Source organism: Vibrio sp. OPT18 (genome assembly GCF_015163615.1).
GTDB classification, from domain to species: Bacteria; Pseudomonadota; Gammaproteobacteria; order Enterobacterales; family Vibrionaceae; genus Vibrio; species Vibrio coralliirubri.
Window position 1 is genome coordinate 75,204 of record NZ_JADDYK010000116.1, and the last position, 25,776, is coordinate 100,979.

24 protein-coding genes are annotated in these 25,776 nt (G+C 46.2%); 16 read left to right on the plus strand and 8 right to left on the minus strand.

Annotated elements, in window-relative coordinates; genetic code table 11:
• On the minus strand, positions 1 to 713 hold a 713-nt coding region (locus tag IQQ51_RS27695; protein WP_228013267.1), incomplete at its 3' end, for a glutamine synthetase beta-grasp domain-containing protein.
• A 562-nt stretch (positions 714 to 1,275) separates the two neighbouring features.
• Here IQQ51_RS27695 and typA point away from each other — a divergent pair.
• Positions 1,276 to 3,111, plus strand: coding sequence for a translational GTPase TypA (gene typA / locus IQQ51_RS26055; RefSeq protein WP_017059220.1), 1,836 nt, complete (start codon positions 1,276 to 1,278; stop codon positions 3,109 to 3,111).
• A gap of 863 nt (positions 3,112 to 3,974) precedes the next feature.
• Here typA and IQQ51_RS26060 read toward each other — a convergent pair.
• Positions 3,975 to 4,505, minus strand: a complete 531-nt coding sequence (locus IQQ51_RS26060; protein WP_193842516.1) for an AAA family ATPase — start codon at positions 4,503 to 4,505, stop codon at positions 3,975 to 3,977.
• Between the two features lie 31 nt (positions 4,506 to 4,536).
• Positions 4,537 to 5,178, minus strand: a complete 642-nt coding sequence (locus IQQ51_RS26065) for a DUF2959 domain-containing protein (protein WP_086971652.1) — start codon at positions 5,176 to 5,178, stop codon at positions 4,537 to 4,539.
• A gap of 42 nt (positions 5,179 to 5,220) precedes the next feature.
• On the opposite strand from IQQ51_RS26065, the gene IQQ51_RS26070 reads away from it, so the two are divergent.
• Genes IQQ51_RS26070 through IQQ51_RS26080 form a run of 3 tightly spaced genes read left to right on the plus strand, consistent with a single transcriptional unit; the run spans position 5,221 to position 7,520 of the window.
• The gene (locus IQQ51_RS26070; RefSeq protein ID WP_193842517.1) at positions 5,221 to 6,162 is read left to right on the plus strand and encodes a virulence factor BrkB family protein; all 942 of its coding nucleotides are present in this window, start codon (positions 5,221 to 5,223) and stop codon (positions 6,160 to 6,162) included.
• Positions 6,134 to 6,568: a D-aminoacyl-tRNA deacylase gene (gene dtd / locus IQQ51_RS26075; protein WP_004735590.1), complete on the plus strand. Its 435-nt coding sequence runs from the start codon at positions 6,134 to 6,136 to the stop codon at positions 6,566 to 6,568. The genes IQQ51_RS26070 and dtd overlap by 29 nt, the downstream gene beginning before the upstream one ends.
• 16 nt (positions 6,569 to 6,584) lie before the next feature.
• Positions 6,585 to 7,520 carry a bifunctional GNAT family N-acetyltransferase/hotdog fold thioesterase gene (locus IQQ51_RS26080; protein WP_017065806.1) on the plus strand — a complete coding sequence of 312 codons (936 nt, stop codon included), beginning with the start codon at positions 6,585 to 6,587 and terminating at the stop codon, positions 7,518 to 7,520.
• Between the two features lie 52 nt (positions 7,521 to 7,572).
• Here the strand turns inward: IQQ51_RS26080 and IQQ51_RS26085 are convergent, their stop codons facing one another.
• From IQQ51_RS26085 to hslR, 4 genes are all read right to left on the minus strand, one after another.
• A complete protein-coding gene (locus IQQ51_RS26085; protein WP_193842518.1) occupies positions 7,573 to 9,543 on the minus strand; it encodes an AsmA family protein in 1,971 nt (656 codons plus the stop codon).
• A 154-nt stretch (positions 9,544 to 9,697) separates the two neighbouring features.
• Complete coding sequence (pckA, locus tag IQQ51_RS26090) at positions 9,698 to 11,323, minus strand: phosphoenolpyruvate carboxykinase (ATP) (RefSeq protein WP_086971648.1); 1,626 nt, start codon at positions 11,321 to 11,323, stop codon at positions 9,698 to 9,700.
• Between the two features lie 338 nt (positions 11,324 to 11,661).
• Positions 11,662 to 12,555 carry an Hsp33 family molecular chaperone HslO gene (gene hslO, locus IQQ51_RS26095; RefSeq protein WP_193842519.1) on the minus strand — a complete coding sequence of 298 codons (894 nt, stop codon included), beginning with the start codon at positions 12,553 to 12,555 and terminating at the stop codon, positions 11,662 to 11,664.
• Positions 12,556 to 12,573: 18 nt separating this feature from the next.
• Positions 12,574 to 12,960: a ribosome-associated heat shock protein Hsp15 gene (hslR, locus tag IQQ51_RS26100; protein WP_048607611.1), complete on the minus strand. Its 387-nt coding sequence runs from the start codon at positions 12,958 to 12,960 to the stop codon at positions 12,574 to 12,576.
• Between the two features lie 330 nt (positions 12,961 to 13,290).
• Between hslR and gspC the strand changes: the two genes are divergently transcribed.
• From gspC to IQQ51_RS26160, 12 genes are all read left to right on the plus strand, one after another.
• Positions 13,291 to 14,172, plus strand: a complete 882-nt coding sequence (gene gspC / locus IQQ51_RS26105) for a type II secretion system protein GspC (protein WP_416222628.1) — start codon at positions 13,291 to 13,293, stop codon at positions 14,170 to 14,172.
• A 41-nt stretch (positions 14,173 to 14,213) separates the two neighbouring features.
• Positions 14,214 to 16,238: a type II secretion system secretin GspD gene (gene gspD, locus IQQ51_RS26110; RefSeq protein ID WP_048612445.1), complete on the plus strand. Its 2,025-nt coding sequence runs from the start codon at positions 14,214 to 14,216 to the stop codon at positions 16,236 to 16,238.
• The gene (gene gspE / locus IQQ51_RS26115) at positions 16,238 to 17,740 is read left to right on the plus strand and encodes a type II secretion system ATPase GspE (RefSeq protein WP_061039840.1); all 1,503 of its coding nucleotides are present in this window, start codon (positions 16,238 to 16,240) and stop codon (positions 17,738 to 17,740) included. The genes gspD and gspE overlap by 1 nt, the downstream gene beginning before the upstream one ends.
• Position 17,741: 1 nt before the next feature.
• Positions 17,742 to 18,962, plus strand: a complete 1,221-nt coding sequence (gspF, locus tag IQQ51_RS26120; protein WP_048661299.1) for a type II secretion system inner membrane protein GspF — start codon at positions 17,742 to 17,744, stop codon at positions 18,960 to 18,962.
• Between the two features lie 88 nt (positions 18,963 to 19,050).
• On the plus strand, positions 19,051 to 19,494 hold the full coding sequence (gene gspG, locus IQQ51_RS26125) for a type II secretion system major pseudopilin GspG (protein WP_017062485.1): 444 nt from the start codon (positions 19,051 to 19,053) through the stop codon (positions 19,492 to 19,494).
• Positions 19,495 to 19,559: 65 nt separating this feature from the next.
• On the plus strand, positions 19,560 to 20,153 hold the full coding sequence (gene gspH / locus IQQ51_RS26130) for a type II secretion system minor pseudopilin GspH (protein WP_061039839.1): 594 nt from the start codon (positions 19,560 to 19,562) through the stop codon (positions 20,151 to 20,153).
• A complete protein-coding gene (gene gspI / locus IQQ51_RS26135; RefSeq protein ID WP_193842521.1) occupies positions 20,140 to 20,508 on the plus strand; it encodes a type II secretion system minor pseudopilin GspI in 369 nt (122 codons plus the stop codon). The genes gspH and gspI overlap by 14 nt, the downstream gene beginning before the upstream one ends.
• On the plus strand, positions 20,495 to 21,262 hold the full coding sequence (gspJ, locus tag IQQ51_RS26140; RefSeq protein ID WP_108020204.1) for a type II secretion system minor pseudopilin GspJ: 768 nt from the start codon (positions 20,495 to 20,497) through the stop codon (positions 21,260 to 21,262). The genes gspI and gspJ overlap by 14 nt, the downstream gene beginning before the upstream one ends.
• Positions 21,246 to 22,295 (plus strand): type II secretion system minor pseudopilin GspK, encoded by a 1,050-nt coding sequence (gspK, locus tag IQQ51_RS26145; RefSeq protein ID WP_102530153.1) that lies wholly within the window; start codon positions 21,246 to 21,248, stop codon positions 22,293 to 22,295. The genes gspJ and gspK overlap by 17 nt, the downstream gene beginning before the upstream one ends.
• Entirely contained in the window at positions 22,264 to 23,511 is a 1,248-nt protein-coding gene (gene gspL / locus IQQ51_RS26150; protein ID WP_048661304.1) for a type II secretion system protein GspL, read from the plus strand. The genes gspK and gspL overlap by 32 nt, the downstream gene beginning before the upstream one ends.
• 20 nt (positions 23,512 to 23,531) lie before the next feature.
• The gene (locus tag IQQ51_RS26155) at positions 23,532 to 24,020 is read left to right on the plus strand and encodes a type II secretion system protein M (protein WP_048661305.1); all 489 of its coding nucleotides are present in this window, start codon (positions 23,532 to 23,534) and stop codon (positions 24,018 to 24,020) included.
• 1 nt (position 24,021) lies between these two features.
• On the plus strand, positions 24,022 to 24,801 hold the full coding sequence (locus IQQ51_RS26160; RefSeq protein ID WP_102432197.1) for a type II secretion system protein N: 780 nt from the start codon (positions 24,022 to 24,024) through the stop codon (positions 24,799 to 24,801).
• A 119-nt stretch (positions 24,802 to 24,920) separates the two neighbouring features.
• Here the strand turns inward: IQQ51_RS26160 and cysQ are convergent, their stop codons facing one another.
• Positions 24,921 to 25,748, minus strand: coding sequence for a 3'(2'),5'-bisphosphate nucleotidase CysQ (cysQ, locus tag IQQ51_RS26165; RefSeq protein WP_193842522.1), 828 nt, complete (start codon positions 25,746 to 25,748; stop codon positions 24,921 to 24,923).
• Between the last annotated feature and the right edge of the window lie 28 nt (positions 25,749 to 25,776).

The following is a 25,776-nucleotide window of genomic DNA, read 5'->3' on the forward strand; positions in this document are numbered from 1 at the left end:
ATTTGAGTTTCATCAGCTTTCGCTGTTAGCGTATTGAAGCGAGTTGCGATTTCGTTTTGACCCGCAGTTGCTACTTCGTGGTGGTGAGCTTCAACAACTAGGCCCATCTCTTCCATTACTAGACACATTGCTGAACGGATGTCTTGAGATGAATCTACTGGAGCTACTGGGAAGTAACCGCCTTTAACGCCAGGACGGTGACCTTTGTTACCGCCTTCGAAGTCAGAACCTGTGTTCCAAGCTGCTTCTACGTCATCGATCTTGAAGAAAGAACCAGACATGTCGTTTGAGAACTTAACGTCGTCAAATAGGAAGAATTCTGGCTCTGGACCAACAAGAACTGTGTCTGCGATACCTGTAGAACGTAGGTACTCTTCAGAACGTTTAGCGATAGAGCGTGGGTCACGGTCGTAGCCTTGCATTGTTGCAGGCTCTAGGATGTCACAACGGATATTTAGCGTTGCGTCTTCTGTGAATGGGTCCAGTACAGCAGATGCTGCGTCTGGCATCATTACCATGTCAGATTCGTTAATGCCTTTCCAACCAGCTACTGAAGAGCCGTCAAACATTTTGCCTTCTTCGAAGAAGTCTGCATCAACTTGGTGAGAAGGAATAGAGATATGCTGCTCTTTACCTTTTGTATCAGTAAAACGTAAGTCGATAAATTTAACTTCGTTCTCTTGGATCAGGGATAGTACATTTTCTACTGACATCTTGGATAACCTCCAGTGTTATTAATTCGGTATTAGCTCGATTCGGTTGAAACTAGCATTGATTAATGTCTATAAGTGCATTAATCGATGCTGATTTATCTATTGCCAAAAACGTGCCAAAAAAATTATTCCATTAATTTCAATGATTTACTTGTTTTGCGATTTTGCTCAATCTGGTTTTTGCACCAAAATGATCTCTAGTTGCACCTTATTGGTGCAATAGTTTATCTGTGCACCAATATGAGACATAAGCGAGCACCATTCAGCAATGAATTGCCTAAGTTGTCAATTCACTTTTGTTATTTTGTGGGAGATTGGGCTCGCCAATCGCAGGTGATACTTTTTTAGAGTCCTACGAATTTGGCTGCTCAACACTGTACTGAATCAAAGTTAAGCGGATATGAATCGCTAATAAAGAAAAAAGCCTTGGTTCAGATCACATATTTCTGGGTTTTTGTCTAGAATCTGGTATATTATTGACCGTTTTTTAAATCAAGCTAGCGGTTATTATCCAAACTTTTGAGATAAGTGACGGCTACTTTTATGAGTGAATCGAGAATCCATGTCTACTCCACAGATTGATAAGTTAAGAAATATCGCGATCATCGCGCACGTTGACCACGGTAAAACGACTTTGGTTGATAAACTGCTACAACAGTCAGGCACTCTTGAGTCTCGTGGTGAAGCTGAAGAGCGTGTCATGGATTCGAATGACATCGAAAAAGAGCGTGGCATTACCATTCTTGCTAAGAACACAGCAATCAACTGGAATGATTACCGCATCAACATCGTAGATACTCCGGGACACGCGGACTTCGGTGGTGAAGTTGAGCGTATCATGTCTATGGTTGACTCTGTTCTGCTTATCGTTGATGCAGTTGATGGCCCAATGCCTCAAACTCGTTTCGTAACGCAAAAAGCATTCGCACACGGTCTTAAGCCAATCGTTGTAATCAACAAGATTGACCGCCCAGGCGCTCGTCCTGATTGGGTTATGGATCAAGTATTCGACCTTTTCGACAACCTAGGTGCTACTGATGAGCAACTAGACTTCACAGTTGTTTACGCTTCAGCTCTAAACGGTTGGGCAACAATGACTGAAGGCGAAACTGGCGAGAACATGGAACCATTGTTCCAAGCTGTTGTTGATACAGTAGACGCGCCTGCAGTTGACCTTGACGGTCCACTACAAATGCAAATTTCGCAACTTGATTACAGCTCTTACGTGGGTGTTATCGGTGTTGCTCGTGTTACTCGTGGTTCTGTTAAACCAAACCAACAAGTAACTATCGTAAATGCAGAAGGCAAAAAACGTAACGGTAAAGTAGGTACAGTTCTTGGTTACCTAGGTCTTGACCGTCACGAAGTTGAGCAAGCTAACGCTGGCGACATCATTGCAATCACTGGTCTTGGTGAGCTGAAAATTTCAGACACTATCTGTGACGTAAACAATGTTGAAGCAATGACTCCGCTTTCTGTTGATGAACCAACAGTAACAATGACGTTCCAAGTAAACACTTCTCCGTTCGCGGGTAAAGAAGGTAAGTTCGTTACTTCACGTAACATCCTTGAGCGTCTAGAGAAAGAACTAGTACACAACGTTGCACTACGTGTTGAAGAAACTGATAACCCAGATCGTTTCCGTGTTTCAGGTCGTGGTGAGCTTCACCTATCTATCTTGATCGAAAACATGCGTCGTGAAGGCTTCGAGCTAGCTGTATCTCGTCCAGAAGTTATCATCAAGAAAGACGAAGATGGCAACCTAACTGAACCGTTTGAAACTGTGACTATCGACGTGCTTGAAGAGCACCAAGGTGGCATCATGGAAAACATCGGTCTACGTAAAGGTGAGCTAACTGATATGTCTCCAGATGGCAAAGGCCGTGTTCGCATGGACTTCATGATGCCTTCTCGTGGTCTTATCGGTTTCCAAACTGAGTTCCTAACTCTAACGTCTGGTTCTGGTCTTCTTTACCACTCATTTGATCACTACGGTCCTCACAAAGGCGGCGTAATTGGTCAACGTAACAACGGTGTTCTAATCTCGAACGCAACTGGTAAAGCTCTGACTTACGCACTATTCAACCTACAAGAACGTGGTCGTCTATTTGCTGAGCACGCGGATGAAGTATACGAAGGTCAAATCATCGGTATTCACAACCGTTCAAACGACCTAACAGTAAACTGTCTGAAAGGTAAGCAGCTAACGAACGTTCGTGCATCTGGTACTGATGAAGCACAGGTTCTTTCGCCACCTATCCGTCACACTCTAGAGCAAGCTCTTGAGTTCATCGACGAAGACGAACTAGTAGAAGTAACGCCAGTAAGCATTCGTATCCGTAAGAAGCTTCTTACTGAAAACGAACGTAAGCGTGCAGCACGTCCAGCTAAGGCTTAATTGCCAGCTGACTAGCTTCTAGCTAAGTAGATAAGAAAGCCCCGAGTAGCCTAGCTGCTCGGGGCTTTTGTTTTTAGTTTGTTTAGATTCGAGTAAACGAGATGCGGGATACGAAGAGCGTATTTAGGCTGGAGATAGTCAGCCACTAAGAGGGTGACTATCTTTGGTACCCGTTCTCTTTTATCCATTTCCTGTCATCGAATCGTCATTCCAGAATCGAGGGATGAGATATCTGGAACCTTTCTTTTACGGCACCCAAGGAGTTCCCATTCATGCACGTACCTCGCTGTAGGGAATTACGGAAGTCTGTTTGGTGGCTACAAATAAACGAGGTGTGGGGTACAAAGAGCGCGTTTAGACGAAGATAGTCAGGTACTAAGAGGGTGAGTATCTTCGGTGTCCGTTCTCTTTATCCATTTCCTGCCATCGAATCGTCATTCCAGATTCGAGGAACGAGATATCAGGAATCTTTTTACAGTGTGGAAGAGATTCCCTATCACGCTCGTGCCTCGCTGTAGGGAATGACGGAAGTCTGTTTGGTGGCTACAAATAAACGAGGTGTGGGGTACAAAGAGCGCGTTTAGACAAAGATAGTCAGCCACTAAGAGGGTGACTATCTTTGGTACCCGTTCTCTTTTATCCATTTCCTGTCATCGAATCGTCATTCCAGAATTGAGGAACGAAATATCTGGAATCTTTCTCTTACGGCATCCAAGGTGTTCCCATTCATGCACGTACCTCGCTGTAGGGAATGACGGCAGTTTGTTTAGATACGGGTAACCGAGATGCGAGATGCGAAGAGCGTGTTCCATATCTACTCATCGAATCGTCATTCCAGAATCGAGGGACGAGATATCTGGAATCTAGCTTTTGATTCCTAGATGACTTTCAACGAATTGAACTCGCTCAGCTACCGACATAAACGGCACTTCAACCACCTCATAACCAAGCTCTTGGTAGACTGTTACTAAAGCGTGGTGAATCTCTAGCGCCTCCTCAAACGGATAAGGTCTCACATCATCTTGTACATAAATTGAAGCCTCAGGGCGACAGAACAACACTTGGGGGTGATAACCTAGGCTCGCTTCTCGGTAGGTTGTGTTTATCTCTAGTTTCGCCTGAGCCAAGTAGCCACAGATATCTGGAATGGCGCGATCGAGAAAGGCAATTGGATGCTGACTGGCTTGGTCTTTTTGTTCGCTCATGACGGTTAAACATAGGCGTGCAAAGCCCGGAAGGTCTAACCAAGGTAAGATACCGTTCTCAAGTTGGCTCTGCTGTTCGATTAACTGGCGAGAGGACTCAGCGAAGGTGGGGTAACCCGCATCACCCAAAGCATTGATCAATGTGGTTTTTCCGGCGCCAGGGCCGCCAGTAATAATGATTGGGTTCATACGGGCTTATCTTTATTTGTGTCTACGGGCGTTATTTTTGGTTCAACTGAGCTAGGAACTTATCCGATTCGGCGATCGCAGCATTCATCTGTTCTATTGCGTAGGCGATGTCTTTTTCTAAGCTCATAAACTCACCTTGCAGCGAGCCGACAGCGCTCGCATTGAGGTTGTGCTTCAAGTAAAGCGTGTTGTCGCGAAGGGTATTGAGCACGGGGTCCATTTTCTTCTCGGCGCGCTTCATTGCTGACAGCATCGTTTGGTAAGACGATTTAGTTTCACGAAGCTTTTGCTCACTCGAGCGGCGCAGTGAATCACTGGTGTAGAGATCTAATTCACTCTGCCACTCTTCAAACAGCGCATCCGACACATCTTCAATCGCAGCAATGCGATCACTGACATTTTGCGCGGCTTTCTCGCTGTCTTGGTATTTATCGTTGATTTGGTTGTACATGTCTTCAAGGTCGCCGCCACTGAAGTTAGTCAGGCTGCTGAGTGCTTCAAGTGCGCTGGTAAACTCTTCCTGAGCATCCTGCTGCGACTCTTTAGCGTCTTCCACTCTATCGACCATAATGTCACGCTTGTGGTAACCCACTTGCTCCATTGCGGAGTAATAAGCTGATTGGCATCCAGTAAGAGTAAAAATAGAGAGGACTATAACTATTAAATAAGGCATCCTAGTTTCCTATAGTTAAATAAAGGAATATTAATTAGGACTATGAACGAGTTACAAGGGAGTTACAAGTTGAAGATAAAAAAGGTCGCCACACTCAGTATTCAGTTTTCTCGCTATCTTTTGGCGCGAATGACGCACGATAGAGTCAATGTGAATGCGGGATACTTGGCGTACATTACTTTGCTCTCGATCGTACCGATGCTGACGGTTCTGCTCTCTATCTTGTCGTCATTCTCCATCTTTGCTGATGTTGGTATCGTCATTCAAAACTTCGTTATTACCAACTTTGTTCCCGCGTCTGGGGATGCCGTACACGGTGCCTTGTTAGAGTTCGTTGCCAATACCGGAAAAATGACGGCGGTGGGCAGTGTGTTCTTATTCATTGCAGCGCTGATGCTGATCTCGAATATTGATAAGAACTTAAACTACATCTGGCGTGTCGACGAGAAGCGACGTGCGGTGCTGTCTTTTTCTATGTACTGGATGGTGCTCACGCTTGGACCTATTTTAGTTGGGGCGAGCATTGCAGCCACTTCTTATGTGACATCATTGAGCTTGCTGCAAAACGAGGTGGTGTCTGGCGCCTTTAATACCGTGATTCGCAAACTTCCTTTGATTCTCTCTTTCTTTGCGTTTTTCGGTCTGTATCTGTTGGTTCCCAACAAAAAGATACACTTTTCTCATGCGGCTGCAGGTTCTCTAGTGGCTGCTATGTTGTTCGAACTCAGTAAGAAAGGCTTCGCAGCCTACATTACTCAATTCCCTTCTTACCAGTTGATTTATGGCGCATTAGCGGCGATTCCTATTCTGTTTGTCTGGGTGTATTTGTGCTGGTTGATCGTGCTGGTGGGCGCTGAAGTGACGGCTGCATTGGGTGAGCAGGAACAGTGGAGTGACTCGAAAGAAATGGTACACTCGTCGGATAAAGATAAAATCACAGAGCAAGGAAACAACAGTGATAGCACTGATCCAGAGAGTAAGTGAAGCTGCCGTCCGTGTTGATGGCGAAGTAGTGGGTGAGATTGAGCAAGGCTTATTGGTTCTGTTAGGCGTAGAAAAAGGTGATGACGAAGCCAAAGCCAAACGTTTGATGGAACGAGTGACCACTTATCGTGTCTTTGGAGATGAAGACGATAAAATGAACCTCAACGTGAAGCAGGTAGAAGGTAAGGTATTAGTGGTGTCTCAATTCACTCTGCCGGCCGATACCAAGAAAGGGACTCGAGCAGGGTTCTCTCGTGGTGCTCACCCAGAAGATGCTGAGCGTCTTTACAACTATTTCTCTGACCAGTGTGAATCAGTGTTGCCAACGGAACGTGGCCGATTCGCTGCCGACATGAAAGTGTCTTTGGTTAATGATGGCCCAGTGACATTCTGGCTGCAGGTTTAGGCTTAAAGGAATAAGCATGTTTAAACTCATAACACCGACCACCGAAAATCAGCTAAACAAGTATTACCATTTTCGTTGGCAGATGCTCCGTGAACCTTGGCGAATGCCGGTAGGTTCTGAGCGCGATGAATATGACCCAATGAGTCACCATCGCATGATTGTTGATGGTCGTGGTCGCCCGATGGCGATTGGTCGTCTGTATATCACCCCAGATCTGGAAGGTCAGATCCGCTATATGGCGGTGAAGAAATCTCGCCAAAGTAAAGGCATGGGTTCGTTGATTCTAGTCGCACTTGAGTCATTGGCTCGCCAAGAGGGTGCAAAGCGCTTGGTGTGTAATGCACGTGAAGATGCGATCTCATTCTATGAGAAGAATGAATTTGAACGTCGCGGTGAGATTAACGATCAACGTGGCCCTGTGCGTCACCAACAGATGGTTAAGCATCTTGACCCAATGGCAGACGTTCTACGCAAGCCTGAGTGGTGTAATGAGCTTCAGCAGCGCTGGGAACATCAGATCCCGATCAGTGACAAGATGGGCATCAAGATCAACCAATACACGGGTTACCAATTTGAGTGTAGTGCTCAGCTGAATCCCAACTTGAACCCTCATAACACCATGTTTGCAGGCTCTGCCTTTACCTTAGCGACCTTAACGGGTTGGGGGATGACTTGGTTATTGATGAAAGAACGCGGGCTGACCGGCGATATCGTGCTGGCAGACAGTAATATTCGTTATCGTCACCCGGTTGAGCAAAACCCTGTTGCCTCTACTTCATTGGATGGGATCAGTGGTGACTTGGACCGCCTTGCGTCAGGAAGAAAGGCACGTATCATCATTCACGTGACCATTCATAGCGGCGATGTGGAAGCGGTAGAGTTTACGGGAACCTATATGCTGATCCCTGACTACAAAAAGCGATTATCAACAGACTCCAACGTAAACGTATAGCTGACACTGGCTAACAGATACAGATACAGATACAGATTAAAGATACAAGGCGCTACTCCTGTGGAGTGGCGCTTTTTTGTTGGCAGTCGTTAATCTCCGAATACTCAGCTAGGGTGAGCTTTCCTGAGATTTGATGGCATGGGTCCGATAGGGTAATCGAGAGGGTGTGTTGCTCGGCTTTAAGCAAGTCGAGTTCTCCAGAAGCCTCGCCATTGAGCGTTTGAACCCTTTGTTCGCCTTGCTCTGCTGCTGATGCACCAATAATGTGCATCGGTTCGAGAGTGAAGCGCCCACGGTCAAAATGCGCATTAAGCTCTGGAATTTCAAACACGTTATCAGTCGATGTTTCAGAAAGCTTGTCATTAAAGGTCATCACACCTTGGCGAACGCTGCCAGTGAGTTGCCCTGTGGTTGAGTAACCGAGCATCAGAGAGTCGCCATATAAACCTGCGGCTTGAAGTTCAAACTCGCCATACCCGGTTGCATCGAGCGGTAATTCAAGTTGCTGCAGCATCGGCGCAATGGGTAACCCATCGGCAGAAATGTCTAAGCTCCATGGCTTGCTGATTTGGTTAAAATCGAGCGTTGCATTGGCTTCAATGTAGCCATTCCTGAGTGGTGCAAACAGACGTGTCAGCGTCCATTTTCCTTGTTCGCTATTCATCTCAACCACAGGCTGTGCGCTGAGAATATTTTGGTAGCTGGCATCATTGGCGCTCGCCATCAGCTTCCCTTGCCACAAGCCCAGTTTTCTATCTTGCAGCAGTTGAACTTGATGCCCCTCGACATGTAATCCAGAGACCTGCCAGTAAGGTTGTTGTGCGAGTTGGATGAGTTGACTGCGTTCTATATTAAGCTGGCTAATTTCGACGTTCTGGAGCTGTGTGAGCCAAGGTAATAGGCGAGCTACGACTAGAGGGCTATCTTGGTTTTCGGTAATCCACTTGATGCCTTGTAGGTCGAGTTGCGCTAATTCAATGCTGCTAGGGGTGACTTCGCCATTAAGCTGAACAGTGCCTTGCAGGAATTGAGTATAGAAATCTTCAATCAGAATCTGGTTTGTTTCTAGGTTGAACTTGAGGCTTGGCTCGATGAACATGTCATCATCAATGGTCACTCCTTCTGCTTGCAGAGAGAAAATAGCTTTCTGTTGTTTCCAGATTTCAAAAGGCAGTTGGATATTTTCTAGTGAGGCATCAAAGGCAGCGAGGTGGCCATCTTGCCATTCTATGTCGCTACGTAGAATATCTAAGCTATTGATGTGATTAATCTGAATACCTGCCACGTCCCACTCTTTACTTAGTAGGTTTTGGGTCTGTTTCTGATTGAGTCGTAAGCCATCGACGGTCACATTCACCAACGACCAATCTTGTTGATACTGCTCTGCTTGGCCGGAAATCTTGGCGCCACGCCAGTCAAACGAAGCACCATAAAGGGTGCTGTCACTCGGCTTGAGGTCTAGGTCAATCAACAGGTTATCGAATGCTTCACCTTGCCAATACAGTTGTGAGGCAGAAAGTTGGGTTTTTCCATAAGGTAGCAGCGAGTTGTCGTTGTGCCATGTTGGGTCGGAGATCTGCAGGTCGATTCCTCGCGCATTAAACTCTGGCGTCGAAAAGTCGAGATTGTTGATGGCCAGCTGGTGGAGCTTGATGTTTGGCTGGGTAAATAAAGATGTCAGTGTTCTTAGATCGTCTGCTTCTAATTGCAGTCCACTGATCAAAACAGATTCAAAGACCAGTTTCGCCTCTGTCATCGATCTGGGGCTGAACCAAAGATCGATCTTGTCGATATACAGAGGTGCCTGTTTTTCAGGTTGGCTTTGGGTAATGCCCATTAAGGTGATGTGATAAGGCGCCTGATACTCAACATCTTCAATGAGTACAGGTTGTTCAATCGTATGTTTGATAAAAAAGTTAGCAACATCCGCACGGTATTGGGTCTGCAGGCTTAATAGCAACGCTGCGATAGTTGCAACGGCGATAGCCAACACAATGCCGAACACCATGAATACCTTTTTCATTCCCTGAAAGCCTTAAATTTCAATAGTCTCAAAACAGAGTGGAACAAAAAGGGGCAAGCATCAACAAAAAAGCCCCTCAAAAGAGGGGCTTGCTACAAAAATATCGTTTTAAATTGGGCGTTCGCTTTTGGCTAAGCCCGAGCAGGTGGTTGGATTAGTCCAGTTGAGGACCAGCTGCAACCAGTGACTTACCTTCAGCGTTGTCTGTGTACTTATCAAAGTTGTTGATGAAGCGCTCGGCTAGATCTTTCGCTTTGCTTTCCCATTGTAGAGGGTCAGTGTACGTATCGCGTGGGTCAAGGATCGCTGGGTCAACATCGTGTAGCGCTAGTGGCACTTCTAGGTTAAACATAGGGATAACTTTAGTATCAGCGTTGTCGATTGAGCCATCTAGGATAGCGTCGATGATGCCGCGAGTATCTTGGATAGAGATACGTTTACCAGTACCGTTCCAACCTGTGTTCACTAGGTAAGCTTCAGCGCCAGCCGCTTCCATACGCTTCACAAGCACTTCAGCGTACTGAGTTGGGTGAAGAGTTAAGAATGCCGCACCAAATGCCGCAGAGAACGTTGGCGTTGGCTCAGTAATACCACGCTCAGTGCCCGCTAGTTTTGCAGTGAAGCCAGATAGGAAGTGGTACTTCGTTTGTTCTGGAGTCAGTTTAGAAACGGGTGGCAGTACACCGAATGCATCAGCAGTCAGGAAGATAACCTTTTGAGCGTGACCGGCTTTTGATACTGGTTTTACGATGTTATCGATGTGGTGAATCGGGTAAGAAACACGAGTGTTCTCAGTTTTTGAACCGTCATCAAAATCGATAGAACCATCACCACGAACCGTTACGTTTTCTAGTAGTGCATCACGACGGATTGCATTGTAGATTTCAGGTTCTGCTTCTTTAGATAGACGAATCGTCTTCGCGTAACAACCACCTTCGAAGTTGAAGATACCATCGTCATCCCAACCGTGCTCATCATCACCGATTAGCTCACGCTTAGGATCGGTTGAAAGCGTAGTTTTACCTGTACCAGATAGACCGAAGAAGATGGCTACATCGCCTTTCTCGCCGACGTTTGCACTACAGTGCATTGAAGCAATGCCTTGCAGAGGAAGCAGGTAGTTCATCATTGCGAACATGCCTTTTTTCATCTCACCGCCGTACCAAGTACCACCGATGATTTGAACGCGCTCTGTTAGGTTGAAAGCAACGAAGTTTTCAGAGTTTAGACCCTGTTTTTCCCAGTTAGGGTTGGTTGTTTTAGCACCGTTCATTACCACAAAATCAGGTTCGAACGTTGCTAGCTCTTCGTCAGTTGGACGAATGAACATGTTCTTAACGAAGTGCGCTTGCCACGCTACTTCAGTGATAATACGCACGCTTAAGCGCGTATCAGGGTTAGCACCACAGTAACCGTCGATGACAAACAGGCGCTTGCCAGATAGCTGAGTTGTCACAAGCTCTTTCAGCTCATTCCATACTTCAGTTGTAATCGGTTTGTTGTCATTTTTGCCTTGATCTGACCACCACATGGTATCGCGGGTCGTGTCATCTTTAACAATGTACTTATCTTTTGGTGAGCGGCCAGTAAAGATACCAGTGTCTACCGCAACAGAGCCTAGTTCCGTTACTACGCCTTTTTCGTAGCCTTCCAAACCTGGCAGTGTTTCTTCAACGAATAACTGCTCGTAGCTAGGATTACGAAGAACTTCAGTAACGCCAGTCAGTCCGTGCTTAGTTAGATCAATTTGTGCAGCCTTTGTATGTTCCATAACGGTCATAGGTGCTCCTTGTAGGATATTTTGTAGGGATTTTGTATTAATTTTTTATTGTTATCTGCTCACCATGCTAGCAACGAGACTCGGGGGAAACAGGGATATAGCTCAAAAAAATATCCATATTAACCATGGGGTTTTAAGCGTCTCGTCACATATTGGCCCAACTAGTCTATCCTGTACGCAAACCTTTGCGCTAGGGGCGAGAACATTATTAATTGATTAAAATTAAGCGGTGATTTTATTACGAGATGTTACGGAGTTTGCGCTATTTTGATCACAAAAAAGGCCAGCTGAGTGCTGACCTTTTTGGGGTAAATTACGTGTTTTTGGTACGCCGTAAATTAATGAACCGTATTGCTGCCTTTATCTGCTGCTTCTGCGTACAGTGCATCAACATCATTCTTGTCGAACGAGTAGTTTGTGCCACAGTAATCGCAGTGTAGACCAACGCTTCCTTCGGTGCTTAGGATGTCGTAGATCTCTTCTTGAGCAACGGTAATGATTGCTGCTGCGCTTCGATCGCGTGAACAGCCGCAGAAGAACTCAACCGGTTGTGGTGTGAATAGCTGTACTTTCTCTTGGTTGTACAAACGGTAAAGCAGTTCGTTCGCTTCTAGAGTGAATAGCTCTTCGTTTTTCACTGTATCTGTTAGTTGTTCTAGGTGCTCGAAGTCATCTGGAGTACCAGTACCATCAGGCATTACTTGTAGCAACATACCTGCAGCGTGTGCTTTGCCTTCATGCTCACCAGTGCGCAGCCATAGACGAGTCTTAAGCTGTTCAGAGTTAGCGAAGTAGCCTTCAAGCACTTGTGCAAGCGTGTCACCTTCAAGGCCAACGATACCTTGGTAACGTTCACCTTTCTTAGGATCAATGGTGATCACTAGGTGACCTTTACCCATTAGGTCGTGTAGACCAGCGTCGTCTGTGATATCGCCTTCAAAGCGAGCAACACCACGGATCTTCTGATCGTGATCGCCATTGATAACTGCTAGAGATACTGGGCCGTCACCTTGCAATTGCATCGTGATAGAACCTTCAAACTTTAGGGTCGCAGTTAATAGTGTTGTTGATACCAATAGCTCACCCAGTAGCTTTTGCACTGGTGCTGGGTATTCCTTGCTAGAAATAATTTGTTGGTACGCTTCATCCATTTGTACCAATTCACCACGTACTGATAGGTCTTCAAATAGGTAGCGATTTAAAACATTACTTGTAGACATTGGGTCTGCCATTTGGCTATTCCTTCTAGCTTATTGATGCTTGAACTTGATGATGTCACGACGTTGCTTCTTATCAGGGCGACGCTCTGGAGCTGGGTTATGAGCATTCAGTTTACGCTGTGTCGCAAACTCTTCTCTTTTTGCCAAGCTCTCGGTGGTTTCTTCATAGAGGGTTTGAGCGATCGGAGCTCCACCGCGATGGGCAGAGATTTTCTCGATCGTTACCGTCTTTTCTTCATTACCTTGGCGCAGTGTAATCACAGCCCCAAGTTCGACAATTTTACTTGGCTTGCTGCGCTGACCATTATAGTGGACTTTGCCACCATCGACCATGTTGCGAGCAATAGACCGGGTTTTGTAAAAACGAGCTGCCCACAACCATTTATCGAGTCTGACAGCTTCATTAGCAGTTTTCATATAGGGCTGTGCCTTATTAAGTGAGAAATGAATGCGGTTTAACTGTAATGAACAGTGCGCAACATGTTTTTGATGATGCTTATCACATTAAGTAGAAGTTTATGTGGAGGCGATGGGCTTTTTTTTCAAGGAAGATTGCAAAATAGCGCAGGTTATGAAGATTTACAGGTTGTCTATGATATAGTTTGCGACCCTGTGCTTTAAATAAGCCTGAATAGGATGTATGAACAAAAAAGCTGAAAGTTTAGTAAGTTACAGTTTTCTTAGTTATTGGAAGGGTTGGTTAAAGTGAACTTTTTAGATATCAAAAGTCACGTAGGAAATTCTCCTGTGTTGAGTCGCTTATTAGAGAATGGATTTGTACTTCAGCAGAAACTAAGCTTAGTCACCTGTTGTGTATTTATTACAGCTTCCGCATGGATTTTAGGACAGCTTGCATGGTTTATCGAACCTGCTGAGCAAACTGTCGTGCCTTGGGTAGCAACGGCTTCATCGTCTTCAGCACCTCAATCGACCCTTGATATCTCTTCTTTGCAGCGGAGCAACATGTTTGGTGCTTATAACCCAAGCACGCCCGCTGTGGTTGAACAGCAAGTTATCCAAGATGCGCCTAAGACGCGTTTAAACCTCGTTTTAGTGGGTGCAGTCGCGAGCTCAAATCCAAAACTGAGCTTAGCGGTGATCGCCAATCGCGGCACGCAAGCGACCTACGGGATTAATGAAGAGATTGAAGGCACCCGAGCCAAGCTAAAAGCGGTATTAATCGATCGCGTGATCATTGATAACTCCGGACGAGACGAAACCTTGATGCTTGAAGGTATTGAGTACAAGCGTTTGGCCGTATCAGCGCCTGCTGCACCTCGTAGCTCTTCTTCAGTTCGTGGTAATAATCCGGCTTCAGCAGAAGAGAAGCTTGATGAAATTAAAGCGAATATAATGAAAGATCCGCAACAAATCTTCCAATATGTTCGACTGTCTCAGGTGAAGCGCGATGATAGCGTTATTGGTTATCGTGTGAGCCCTGGCAAAGATTCAGAACTTTTTAACTCAGTAGGGCTCCAAAACGGAGATATTGCTACTCAGTTAAATGGTCAAGACCTGACTGACCCCGCCGCTATGGGCAACATATTCCGTTCTATCTCAGAGCTGACAGAGCTAAACCTCGTCGTCGAGAGAGATGGTCAACAACATGAAGTGTTTATTGAATTTTAAAACTTTGCGTCTAACGAAGGACGAAAGTGTAGGAGAAGTACGTGAAGCATTGGTTTAAGAAAAGTGCATGGTTATTGGCAGGAAGCTTAATCTGCACACCCGCAGCCATCGCGAGTGATTTTAGTGCCAGCTTTAAGGGCACTGACATTCAAGAGTTTATTAATATTGTTGGTCGTAACCTAGAGAAGACCATCATCGTTGATCCATCGGTGCGCGGAAAAATCGATGTACGCAGCTACGACGTATTGAATGAAGAGCAATATTACAGCTTCTTCTTAAACGTACTAGAGGTGTATGGTTATGCAGTCGTCGAAATGGACTCGGGTGTTCTTAAGATCATCAAAGCCAAAGATTCTAAAACCTCGGCGATCCCCGTTGTTGGTGACCGTGATTCGATCACTGGTGATAGCGTAGTGACACGCGTAGTGACGGTTCGTAACGTCTCGGTTCGTGAACTTTCTCCTCTGCTTCGTCAACTGAACGACAATGCTGGCGCGGGTAACGTTGTGCACTACGACCCAGCCAACATCATCCTTATTACAGGCCGAGCGGCGGTAGTAAACCGTTTAGCTGAAATCATCAAGCGTGTTGACCAAGCGGGTGATAAAGAGATTGAAGTTGTTGAGCTAAAGAACGCTTCAGCAGCAGAGATGGTGCGTATTGTTGACGCACTAAGCAAAACCACAGATGCGAAGAATACGCCTGCATTTCTACAGCCTAAATTGGTTGCCGATGAGCGTACTAATGCAATTCTTATTTCCGGTGACCCTAAGGTACGTAGCCGTTTAAGAAAGCTGATTGAACAGCTTGATGTCGAAATGGCAACCAAGGGCAACAACCAAGTTATTTATCTTAAGTATGCAAAAGCAGAAGACTTAGTCGATGTACTGAAAGGCGTGTCGGATAACCTGCAACAAGAGAAACAATCATCAACCAAAGGCAGTTCATCGCAACGCAATCAAGTAATGATCTCAGCTCACAGTGATACCAACTCTTTGGTAATTACAGCGCAGCCAGACATCATGAATGCTCTACAAGATGTTATTGCCCAGTTAGATATTCGTCGTGCTCAGGTATTGATCGAAGCCTTGATTGTTGAAATGGCAGAAGGTGACGGTGTTAACCTTGGTGTGCAATGGGGTAATCTAGAAACGGGCGCTATGATTCAGTACAGCAATACTGGTGCATCGATTGGTGGTGTAATGGTGGGCCTAGAAGAAGCGAAAGATACTGAAACGACCACTGCAGTCTATGACGATAACGGCGACTTTGTGCGTAATGAGACGACTACAGAAGCTGGTGACTATTCAACCTTGGCTTCTGCACTTTCTGGCGTTAATGGTGCCGCAATGAGTGTGGTGATGGGTGATTGGACTGCGCTGATCAGTGCGGTAGCGACCGACTCCAACTCAAACATTCTGTCTTCTCCTAGTATTACAGTTATGGATAACGGCGAAGCGTCGTTCATTGTGGGTGAAGAGGTTCCGGTTCTAACGGGATCAACTGCGGGTTCAAGTAATGATAACCCATTCCAAACGGTCGATCGTAAAGAAGTGGGTATCAAGCTTAAAGTGGTGCCACAAATCAACGAAGGTGACTCGGTTCAGCTGCAAATAGAACAAGAAGTATCGAACGTATTAGGCGCGAACGGTGCGGTTGATGTGCGTTTTGCTAAGCGCCAGCTAAATACTTCAGTGATTGTTCAAGATGGTCAAATGCTAGTGCTTGGTGGTCTGATTGATGAGCGTGCATTAGAGAGTGAATCTAAGGTGCCGTTGTTGGGTGATATCCCAGTGCTTGGACACCTGTTTAAATCAACCAGTACTCAGGTTGAGAAAAAGAACCTAATGGTCTTCATCAAACCAACCATTATTCGTGATGGAATGACTGCTGACGGTATCACTCAGCGTAAATACAACTTCATCCGTGCTGAGCAGTTGTACAAGGCTGAGCAAGGTTTGAAATTGTTGGGTGACGATAACATCCCAGTATTGCCTAAATTTGGCGCCGATATGAATCACCCGGCTGAAATCCAAGCCTTCATCGATCAAATGGAAACAGAATAATGGCTGAATTGGTAGGGGCGGCACGTACTTATCAGCGCTTGCCGTTTAGCTTTGCGAATCGCTACAAGATGGTGTTGGAATATCAGCACCCAGAGCGTGCGCCGGTGCTTTATTATGTGGAGCCTCTGAAATCGGCAGCGATCATTGAAGTAAGCCGTGTTGTGAAAAATGGCTTCACGCCACAAGCGATCAGCGCAGACGAATTTGATAAAAAACTGACCGATGCTTATCAGCGTGACTCGTCGGAAGCTCGTCAGCTAATGGAAGACATTGGTGCTGACAACGACGACTTCTTCTCACTAGCAGAAGAGCTACCACAAGATGAAGACTTGCTCGAATCGGAAGACGATGCGCCAATCATCAAGTTAATCAATGCGATGCTGGGTGAGGCGATCAAAGAGGGTGCTTCGGATATTCATATCGAAACGTTTGAGAAATCACTGTCTATCCGTTTCCGTATTGATGGCGTGTTACGTGATGTGTTGGCGCCGAGCCGTAAACTGGCTCCGTTGTTGGTTTCGCGTGTAAAGGTTATGGCTAAATTGGACATTGCGGAAAAACGCGTGCCACAAGATGGTCGTATTTCTCTGCGTATTGGTGGTCGAGCGGTCGACGTTCGTGTATCAACCATGCCTTCATCACACGGTGAGCGTGTGGTAATGCGTCTGTTGGATAAGAACGCTACTCGTCTAGACTTGCATAGTTTAGGCATGACCGCAGAGAACCACGAAAACTTCCGTAAGCTTATTCAGCGCCCACACGGTATTATCTTGGTTACCGGTCCTACGGGTTCTGGTAAATCAACGACCTTGTACGCTGGCCTACAAGAACTCAACAGCAACGAGCGAAATATCTTAACCGTTGAAGATCCAATCGAATTTGATATTGATGGTATTGGCCAAACGCAGGTAAACCCTAAGGTTGATATGACCTTTGCGCGTGGTTTACGTGCCATTCTTCGTCAAGATCCCGATGTGGTAATGATTGGTGAGATACGTGACTTAGAGACCGCAGAGATCGCTGTTCAAGCCTCTTTGACCGGTCACTTAGTGATGTCGACTCTTCACACCAATACGGCAATCGGTGCGATTACACGTCTACGTGATATGGGCATCGAACCTTTCTTGATCTCCTCTTCGCTGCTGGGTGTTTTGGCTCAGCGCTTGGTTCGCACCCTGTGTAACGACTGTAAAGAACCTTACGAAGCGGATAAAGAACAGAAGAAGCTGTTTGGCTTGAAGAAGAAAGACAGCCTGACGCTTTATCATGCCAAAGGGTGTGAAAACTGCAGTCACAAAGGCTATCGAGGCCGTACCGGTATTCATGAACTCCTGATGATTGACGACTCGGTGCAAGAGCTGATTCACAGTGAAGCTGGCGAACAGGCAATTGAGAAAGCAATTCGTGGCACAACCCCAAGTATTCGAGATGATGGCTTGAGCAAAGTTCTGAAAGGGGTAACGTCCCTAGAGGAAGTGATGCGCGTGACCAAGGAAGTCTAGTATGGCGGCATTTGAATACAAAGCGCTGGATGCTAAAGGTAAAAGCAAAAAGGGTTCGATTGAAGCGGATAACGCTCGTCAGGCTCGCCAACGCTTGAAAGAACAAGGCTTGATGCCGGTTGAGATGACTGAAGCCAAGGCTAAAACTGCGAAAGGTGCTCAGCCCTCGACTAGCTTTAAGCGTGGTATCAGTACACCTGATCTTGCTTTGATTACTCGACAAATATCGACGCTCGTGCAATCTGGTATGCCGCTAGAAGAGTGTTTGAAAGCCGTCGCTGAGCAATCTGAAAAGCCACGTATTCGAACCATGTTACTGGCGGTTCGTTCGAAGGTTACGGAAGGTTATTCGCTAGCCGATAGCTTGGCTGATTACCCTCACATCTTTGATGAATTGTTTAGAGCCATGGTTGCGGCTGGTGAGAAATCTGGTCACTTAGATGCGGTATTGGAGCGGTTGGCCGATTATGCAGAAAACCGCCAGAAGATGCGCTCTAAGCTGCTACAAGCGATGATCTACCCTGTGGTGCTGGTGGTGTTTGCGGTGACGATTGTTTCGTTCCTGTTGGCAACCGTGGTACCTAAGATTGTCGAGCCTATTATCCAAATGGGCCAAGAGCTTCCTCAATCGACACAATTTTTATTGGCATCAAGTGAATTTATCCAGAATTGGGGTATCCAATTACTGTTGTTGATCATTGGTGTGATTGTGTTGATTAAGACCGCGCTGAAAAAACCGGGCGTTCGCATGAGTTGGGATCGCAAGCTATTAAGCATTCCACTGATCGGCAAAATAGCAAAAGGGATTAATACCTCTCGTTTTGCACGAACACTCTCTATCTGTACTTCGAGTGCGATTCCTATTCTTGAAGGGATGAAAGTGGCAGTTGATGTAATGTCGAATCACCATGTGAAGCAACAAGTATTACAGGCATCAGATAGTGTTAGAGAAGGGGCAAGCCTGCGTAAAGCGCTCGATCAAACCAAACTCTTCCCTCCAATGATGCTGCATATGATCGCCAGTGGTGAGCAGAGTGGTCAGTTAGAACAAATGCTGACAAGAGCGGCGGACAACCAAGACCAAAGCTTTGAATCGACCGTGAATATCGCGCTAGGTATTTTCACACCAGCACTTATCGCTTTGATGGCAGGCTTAGTGCTGTTCATTGTGATGGCGACCTTAATGCCGATGCTTGAAATGAATAATTTAATGAGCGGCTAAATGACTGCTCACAAGACGTTAGTTTTTGGATTATCGAGAAGAAGGACATTATTACCTTCAACTCGCTGTCTGTAATTTGGAGAAAATAATGAAAAACAGAATGAAGAAACAATCAGGCTTTACCCTATTAGAAGTGATGGTTGTTGTGGTTATCCTTGGCGTATTGGCGAGCTTTGTTGTACCTAACCTATTGGGTAACAAAGAGAAGGCTGACCAACAAAAAGCCATCACTGATATCGTGGCGCTAGAGAATGCGCTCGATATGTACAAACTGGATAACAGCGTTTACCCAACAACGGATCAAGGTCTTGATGCATTGGTTTCTAAACCAAGTAGCCCAGAGCCTCGTAACTACCGTGACGGTGGCTACATCAAGCGTCTACCTAACGACCCATGGGGCAATGAGTACCAATACCTAAGCCCTGGTGATAACGGCACTATCGATATCTTCACACTTGGCGCTGATGGCCAAGAAGGTGGTGAAGGTATTGCTGCGGATATCGGCAACTGGAACATGCAAGACTTTCAGTAAGCCTAGGCTTATTGTCACTTGATGCCGTTATTTGATGTTAGGACGTAAACAGATGGAGTCTAAAGGTGAAAACTAAGCAAACACAGCCAGGTTTCACCTTAATTGAGATTCTTTTGGTGTTGGTATTACTGTCAGTAACGGCGGTCGCGGTGATCGCGACCATTCCTACCAATAGTAAAGATGTTGCTAAAAAATACGCTCAAAGCTTTTATCAGCGAGTTCAGCTACTCAATGAAGAAGCTATTTTAAGTGGCTTGGATTTTGGCGTTCGGGTTGATGAAAAGAAATCGACTTACGTTCTGATGACTTTGAAGTCTGATGGTTGGCAAGAAACTGAGTTCGAAAAGATCCCTTCTTCAACTCAATTACCAGAAGACCTCGCACTGACGCTGACACTTGGTGGTGGAGCTTGGGAAGACGACGATCGCCTTTTTAATCCGGGAAGCTTATTTGATGAAGATATGTTTGCTGATCTTGAAGAGGAAAAGAAGCCGAAGCCACCGCAGATCTACATCTTGTCGAGTGCTGAAATGACACCATTTGTATTGTCGTTTTATCCAAATACCGGAGACACCATACAAGATGGTTGGCGTATTCGAGTATTGGATAATGGTGTCATTCGATTACTAGAGCCGGGAGAAGAATATGAAGAGGAATAACCGTTCTCCTTCTCGAGGTATGACTCTGCTTGAAGTATTGGTTGCGCTCGCTATTTTCGCAACGGCAGCGATCAGTGTGATTCGTGCTGTTACGCAGCACATCAATACTCTCAGTTATCTAGAAGAAAAAACCTTCGCTGCTATGGTCGTTGATAATCAAATGGCCTTGGTGATGCTGCATCCTGAGAAGCTTAAAAAAGCACAGGGTACACAAGAGTTGGCGGGAAGAGAGTGGTTCTGGAAGGTGACTCCCATCGATACCAGCGATAATTTATTAAAGGCGTTTGATGTGAGTGCGGCAACCAGCAAGAAAGCGTCTCCAGTGGTTACGGTGCGCAGCTATGTGGTCAACTAAAAACGTGTGGTTAGCTAAGAGCAAGTCGCTAGGTAAGAGCGTGTCGGCAAATAAGCGTATGCCACGTAAACAAGGTCTATCTTCAAAAGGGAGAGGCTTTACCTTAATTGAAGTTTTGGTCTCGATCGCTATCTTTGCCACGTTGAGCATGGCAGCTTATCAGGTAGTGAATCAGGTTCAGCGTAGCAATGAACTCTCAATCGAGCGCAGCGCCCGTTTGAATCAACTGCAACGTAGTTTAGTCATTTTAGATAATGATTTTCGCCAGATGGCGGTGCGAAAATTTCGCACCAACGGTGAAGAAGCATCATCTAAGCTGATCCTAATGAAAGAGTATTTACTGGATTCCGACAGTGTTGGCATCATGTTTACTCGCCTTGGTTGGCATAACCCACAGCAGCAGTTTCCTCGCGGAGAGGTCACCAAAGTGGGCTACCGTATTAAAGAAGAAACACTTGAGCGTGTGTGGTGGCGTTACCCCGATACCCCTGCAGGCCAAGAAGGTGTGATTACGCCTTTGCTTGATGATGTTGAAAGCTTGGAATTCGAGTTTTATGACGGAAGCCGCTGGGGCAAAGAGTGGCAAACCGACAAATCGCTACCGAAAGCGGTAAGATTAAAGCTAACCCTGAAAGATTATGGTGAGATAGAACGTGTTTATCTCACTCCCGGTGGCACGCTAGATCAGGCCGATGATGCTTCAAACAGTGACTCTTCAGGCAGTAATGAGGGGAATAATGACTCATCGAACTAACAAGCTTGCACGGACAAGGTCTGCTATGGGTCGTAAGCAGCGTGGTGTCGCGCTGATCATTATCCTGATGCTACTGGCGATCATGGCAACTATCGCTGGCAGTATGTCGGAACGTCTGTTTACGCAATTCAAGCGCGTTGGTAATCAACTGAATTACCAACAGGCTTATTGGTACAGCATTGGCGTAGAAGCGCTGGTGCAAGACGGCATTAGGCAAAGCTACAAAGACAGTGATACCGTAAACTTAAGTCAACCATGGGCGTTAGAAGAACAGGTATACCCATTGGATTACGGTCAAGTTAGGGGACGCATCGTTGATGCTCAGGCTTGCTTTAATCTCAATGCATTAGCGGGAGTGACGACCACTTCAAGTAACCAGACACCTTATTTGATCTCGGTTTGGCAAACCTTATTAGAAAATCAAGACGTTGAGCCTTATCAGGCCGAGGTTATTGCAAACTCAACGTGGGAATTTGTTGACGCAGATACCCGAACCACCTCTTCAGCGGGGGTAGAAGACAGCACCTATGAAGCGATGAAGCCATCTTATTTGGCGGCGAATGGCTTAATGGCGGATGAATCTGAGCTAAGAGCGGTTTATCAAGTTACGGGTGAAGTGATGAATAAGGTTCGCCCGTTTGTTTGTGCTCTGCCTAGCGACGATTTTCGCTTGAACGTGAATACACTCACGGAAAAGCAGGCGCCTTTATTGGAGGCGATGTTTGCACCTGGTTTAAGTGAGTCAGATGCTAAACAGCTAATAGACAAACGCCCATTTGATGGCTGGGATACGGTGGATGCTTTTATGGCAGAACCTGCCATTGTTGGCGTGAGTGCCGAAGTTAGCAAAAAAGCGAAAGCATATTTAACTGTAGATAGCGCCTATTTTGAGCTAGATGCAGAGGTATTAGTTGAGCAGTCCCGTGTACGTATACGGACGCTTTTCTATAGTAGTAATCGAGAAACAGTGACGGTAGTACGCCGTCGTTTTGGAGGAATCAGTGAGCGAGTTTCTGACCGTTCGACTGAGTAGCGAACCACAAAGCCCTGTGCAGTGGTTAGTTTGGTCGACAAGCCAACAAGAAGTGATAGCAAGTGGCGAGTTGTCTAGCTGGGAGCAGCTGGATGAGTTAACGCCTTACGCTGAAAAGCGCAGCTGTATCGCTTTATTGCCGGGAAATGAATGCTTAATTAAGCGTGTTGAGATCCCGAAAGGTGCTGCTCGCCAGTTCGATTCTATGCTGCCGTTTTTATTAGAAGACGAAGTCGCACAAGATATCGAAGATTTACACCTGACGATTTTAGATAAAGACGCAACGCACGCTACCGTGTGTGGTGTCGACCGCGAATGGTTAAAGCAAGCTTTAGACCTGTTTCGTGAAGCCAATATTATCTTCCGTAAGGTGTTACCAGATACACTGGCCGTGCCTTTTGAAGAATCTGGCATCAGTGCATTGCAGATCGACCAGCATTGGCTACTGCGCCAAGGCAACTCTCAACGTCAAGGTAACTATCAAGCCGTGTCGATCAGCGAAGCATGGTTACCGATGTTTTTGCAAAGTGATTGGGTTGTTGCTGATGACGAAGAGCAAGCGACGACTATCTTTAGCTATACCGCGATGCCGAGCGAAGACGTTCAACAGCAGAGCGGTGCGAATTGGCAAGCAAAGCCTGCGGAATTGGTGATGTCTTTGCTGAGCCAACAAGCGATCACAAGCGGCGTAAATTTACTGACTGGCACCTTTAAAACCAAATCTTCATTCAGTAAATATTGGCGCGTATGGCAGAAAGTAGCGATTGCTGCTTGTTTGCTGGTGGCTGTGATTGTGACTCAACAAGTGTTGAAGGTTCAACAATACGAAGCGCAAGCACAAGCCTACCGCATGGAGAGTGAGCGTATCTTTAGAGCGGTGCTGCCTGGTAAACAGCGTATTCCGACGGTCAGCTACCTTAAGCGCCAGATGAACGATGAAGCCAAGAAATATGGCGGTTCAGGCGAGGGTGACTCTTTACTAGGCTGGCTAGCGTTATTGCCAGAAACGCTAGGGCAGGTGAAGTCAATCGAAGTCGAAAGTATTCGCTACGATGGCAACCGCTCTGAGGTTCGACTTCAGGCTAAAAGCTCTGATTTCCAACACTTTGAGACTGCGAGAGTGAAGCTCGAAGAGAAGTTTACCGTTGAACAAGGTCCATTAAACCGTAATGGCGATGCTGTATTTGGCAGCTTTACTCTTAAACCCCATCAATAACCTGCGTAAGGAGATCAGTGATGAGAAATATGATTGAGCCACTCCAAGCGTGGTGGACTTCAATAAGTCAGAGAGAGCAACGATTAGTGATTGGTTGCTCAATTCTATTGGTGGTCGGTGTTGTTTATTGGGGGCTAATCCAGCCACTCAGTCAGCGAGCTGAACTTGCGCAGAGCCGTATTCAAAGTGAGAAGCAACTTCTGGCTTGGGTAACCAATAAAGCCAATGAAGTGGTTGAGTTGCGAGGCAGTGGTGGCATAAGTGCCAGCCAGCCTTTAAACCAATCTGTGCCTGCTTCTATGCGCCGTTTTAACATCGAGCTGATACGCGTACAACCACGTGGTGAGATGCTGCAAGTGTGGATTAAGCCTGTGCCATTTAATAAGTTCGTTGACTGGCTAACATACCTGAAAGAAAAACAGGGTGTTGAGGTTGAGTTTATGGATATTGATCGCTCTGATAGCCCTGGGGTTATTGAGATCAACCGACTACAGTTTAAACGAGGTTAATGTGAAACGCGGTCTATCTTTCAAATATGGCCTGTTATTCAGCGTCATTTTTATCGTTTTTTTCTCAGTAAGCTTGTTACTGCATTTGCCTGCCGCTTTTGCTCTCAAGCATGCGCCCGCTGTGCGTGGTTTAAGCATCGAAGGCGTTGAAGGCACCGTTTGGCAAGGTCGCGCTAACAATATTGCGTGGCAGCGTGTCAATTACGGCTCAGTGCAGTGGGACTTCCAGTTCTCTAAACTATTCCAAGCCAAAGCCGAGCTTGCGGTTCGCTTTGGTCGTAACAGCGACATGAATTTATCCGGTAAAGGTCGTGTTGGATATAGCATGAGCGGTGCTTATGCAGAAAACCTCGTGGCTTCAATGCCTGCTATGAACGTGATGAAATATGCGCCGGCTATCCCAGTCCCCGTTTCTATTGCAGGACAAGTTGAACTGACGATCAAACACGCAGTTCATGCTCAGCCTTGGTGTCAATCGGGCGAAGGTACGCTTGCTTGGTCTGGTGCAGCTGTCGACTCGCCAGTGGGTTCATTAGACCTCGGGCCCGTGATTGCGGATATTACCTGTGAAGACAACACCATTGCAGCTAAAGGCATCCAGAAGAGTGATCAAGTGGACAGTGAGTTCTCAGCGAGCGTAACGCCTAATCAAAGCTACACCTCGGCAGCATGGTTTAAACCGGGTGCTGAATTCCCATCAGCGATGCAGAGCCAGCTTAAGTGGTTGGGTAACCCTGACAGCCAAGGTAAATATCAGTTTACTTACCAAGGTCGTTTTTAGCTAAACAGCTAAGGGTCACTAAATTACGAGATATAAAAAACGGGCACCTCATTGAGGTGCCCGTTTTGTTTGTTCTGAGAATCTAGAGGATATCTGACGGTTAAAGGGAGCAAACTCGCCTAGTCTTTGCCTTGCAAAATTTCTACCCACGGTAAGTCTGCATCACCAAGCACAATGAAGTTCGGGTTCTCAAGTGTCTCTCTTTCATTATAAGAGAGCGGCTCTAGCTGAGTGCTTAAGATACGTCCGCCAGCTTCTTCAACAATGCACTGCGTTGCGGCGGTATCCCACTCTCCGGTTGGTCCAAGGCGTAGATAACAATCCACAGCACCTTCTGCTACTAAACATGCCTTAAGCGCTGCTGAGCCTAGAGGAACCAAATCATAATTCCATGCTGAGCTCATACGGCTAGTGATGCGATTGATGTCTTGGCGACGGCTGATCGCCATGGCGATTGACTGGTTTGGCAGCTCGTGACGATGCGTTTTGATTTTCACGCTGTCATTAAGGTCTGGGATCTTCCAAGCGCCTTTGCCACTGTAAGCGTAATAGCTCACACCTGAAACGGGAGCGTATACCACGCCCATTACTGGCTTATTATGTTCGATTAGGGCGATAATTGTCGCGAAATCACCACTTCGTGCGATGAACTCCTGGGTACCATCCAGTGGGTCAACCAACCAGTAGCGATCCCACTGAGAACGTTGCTCTAGGCTGATGTCCGCGGCTTCTTCAGACAACACTGGAATGTCAGGCGTGAGCTCACTGAGTTTTTTCGAGATCAGCTTATGCGCTGCTAGATCGGCACTGGTGACAGGTGTGTCGTCACTCTTGGTGAACTCTTCGTAATCTTTTTTCTCATAGATCTCTAAGATGAGTTGGCCAGCAGAGCGAGCAATCTCAATGACAGAGGGTAGGAGGTGAGACAAATCTTTTGTTATTGGCATAAATGTTCTCTTACTCTTAGAGCGAGCC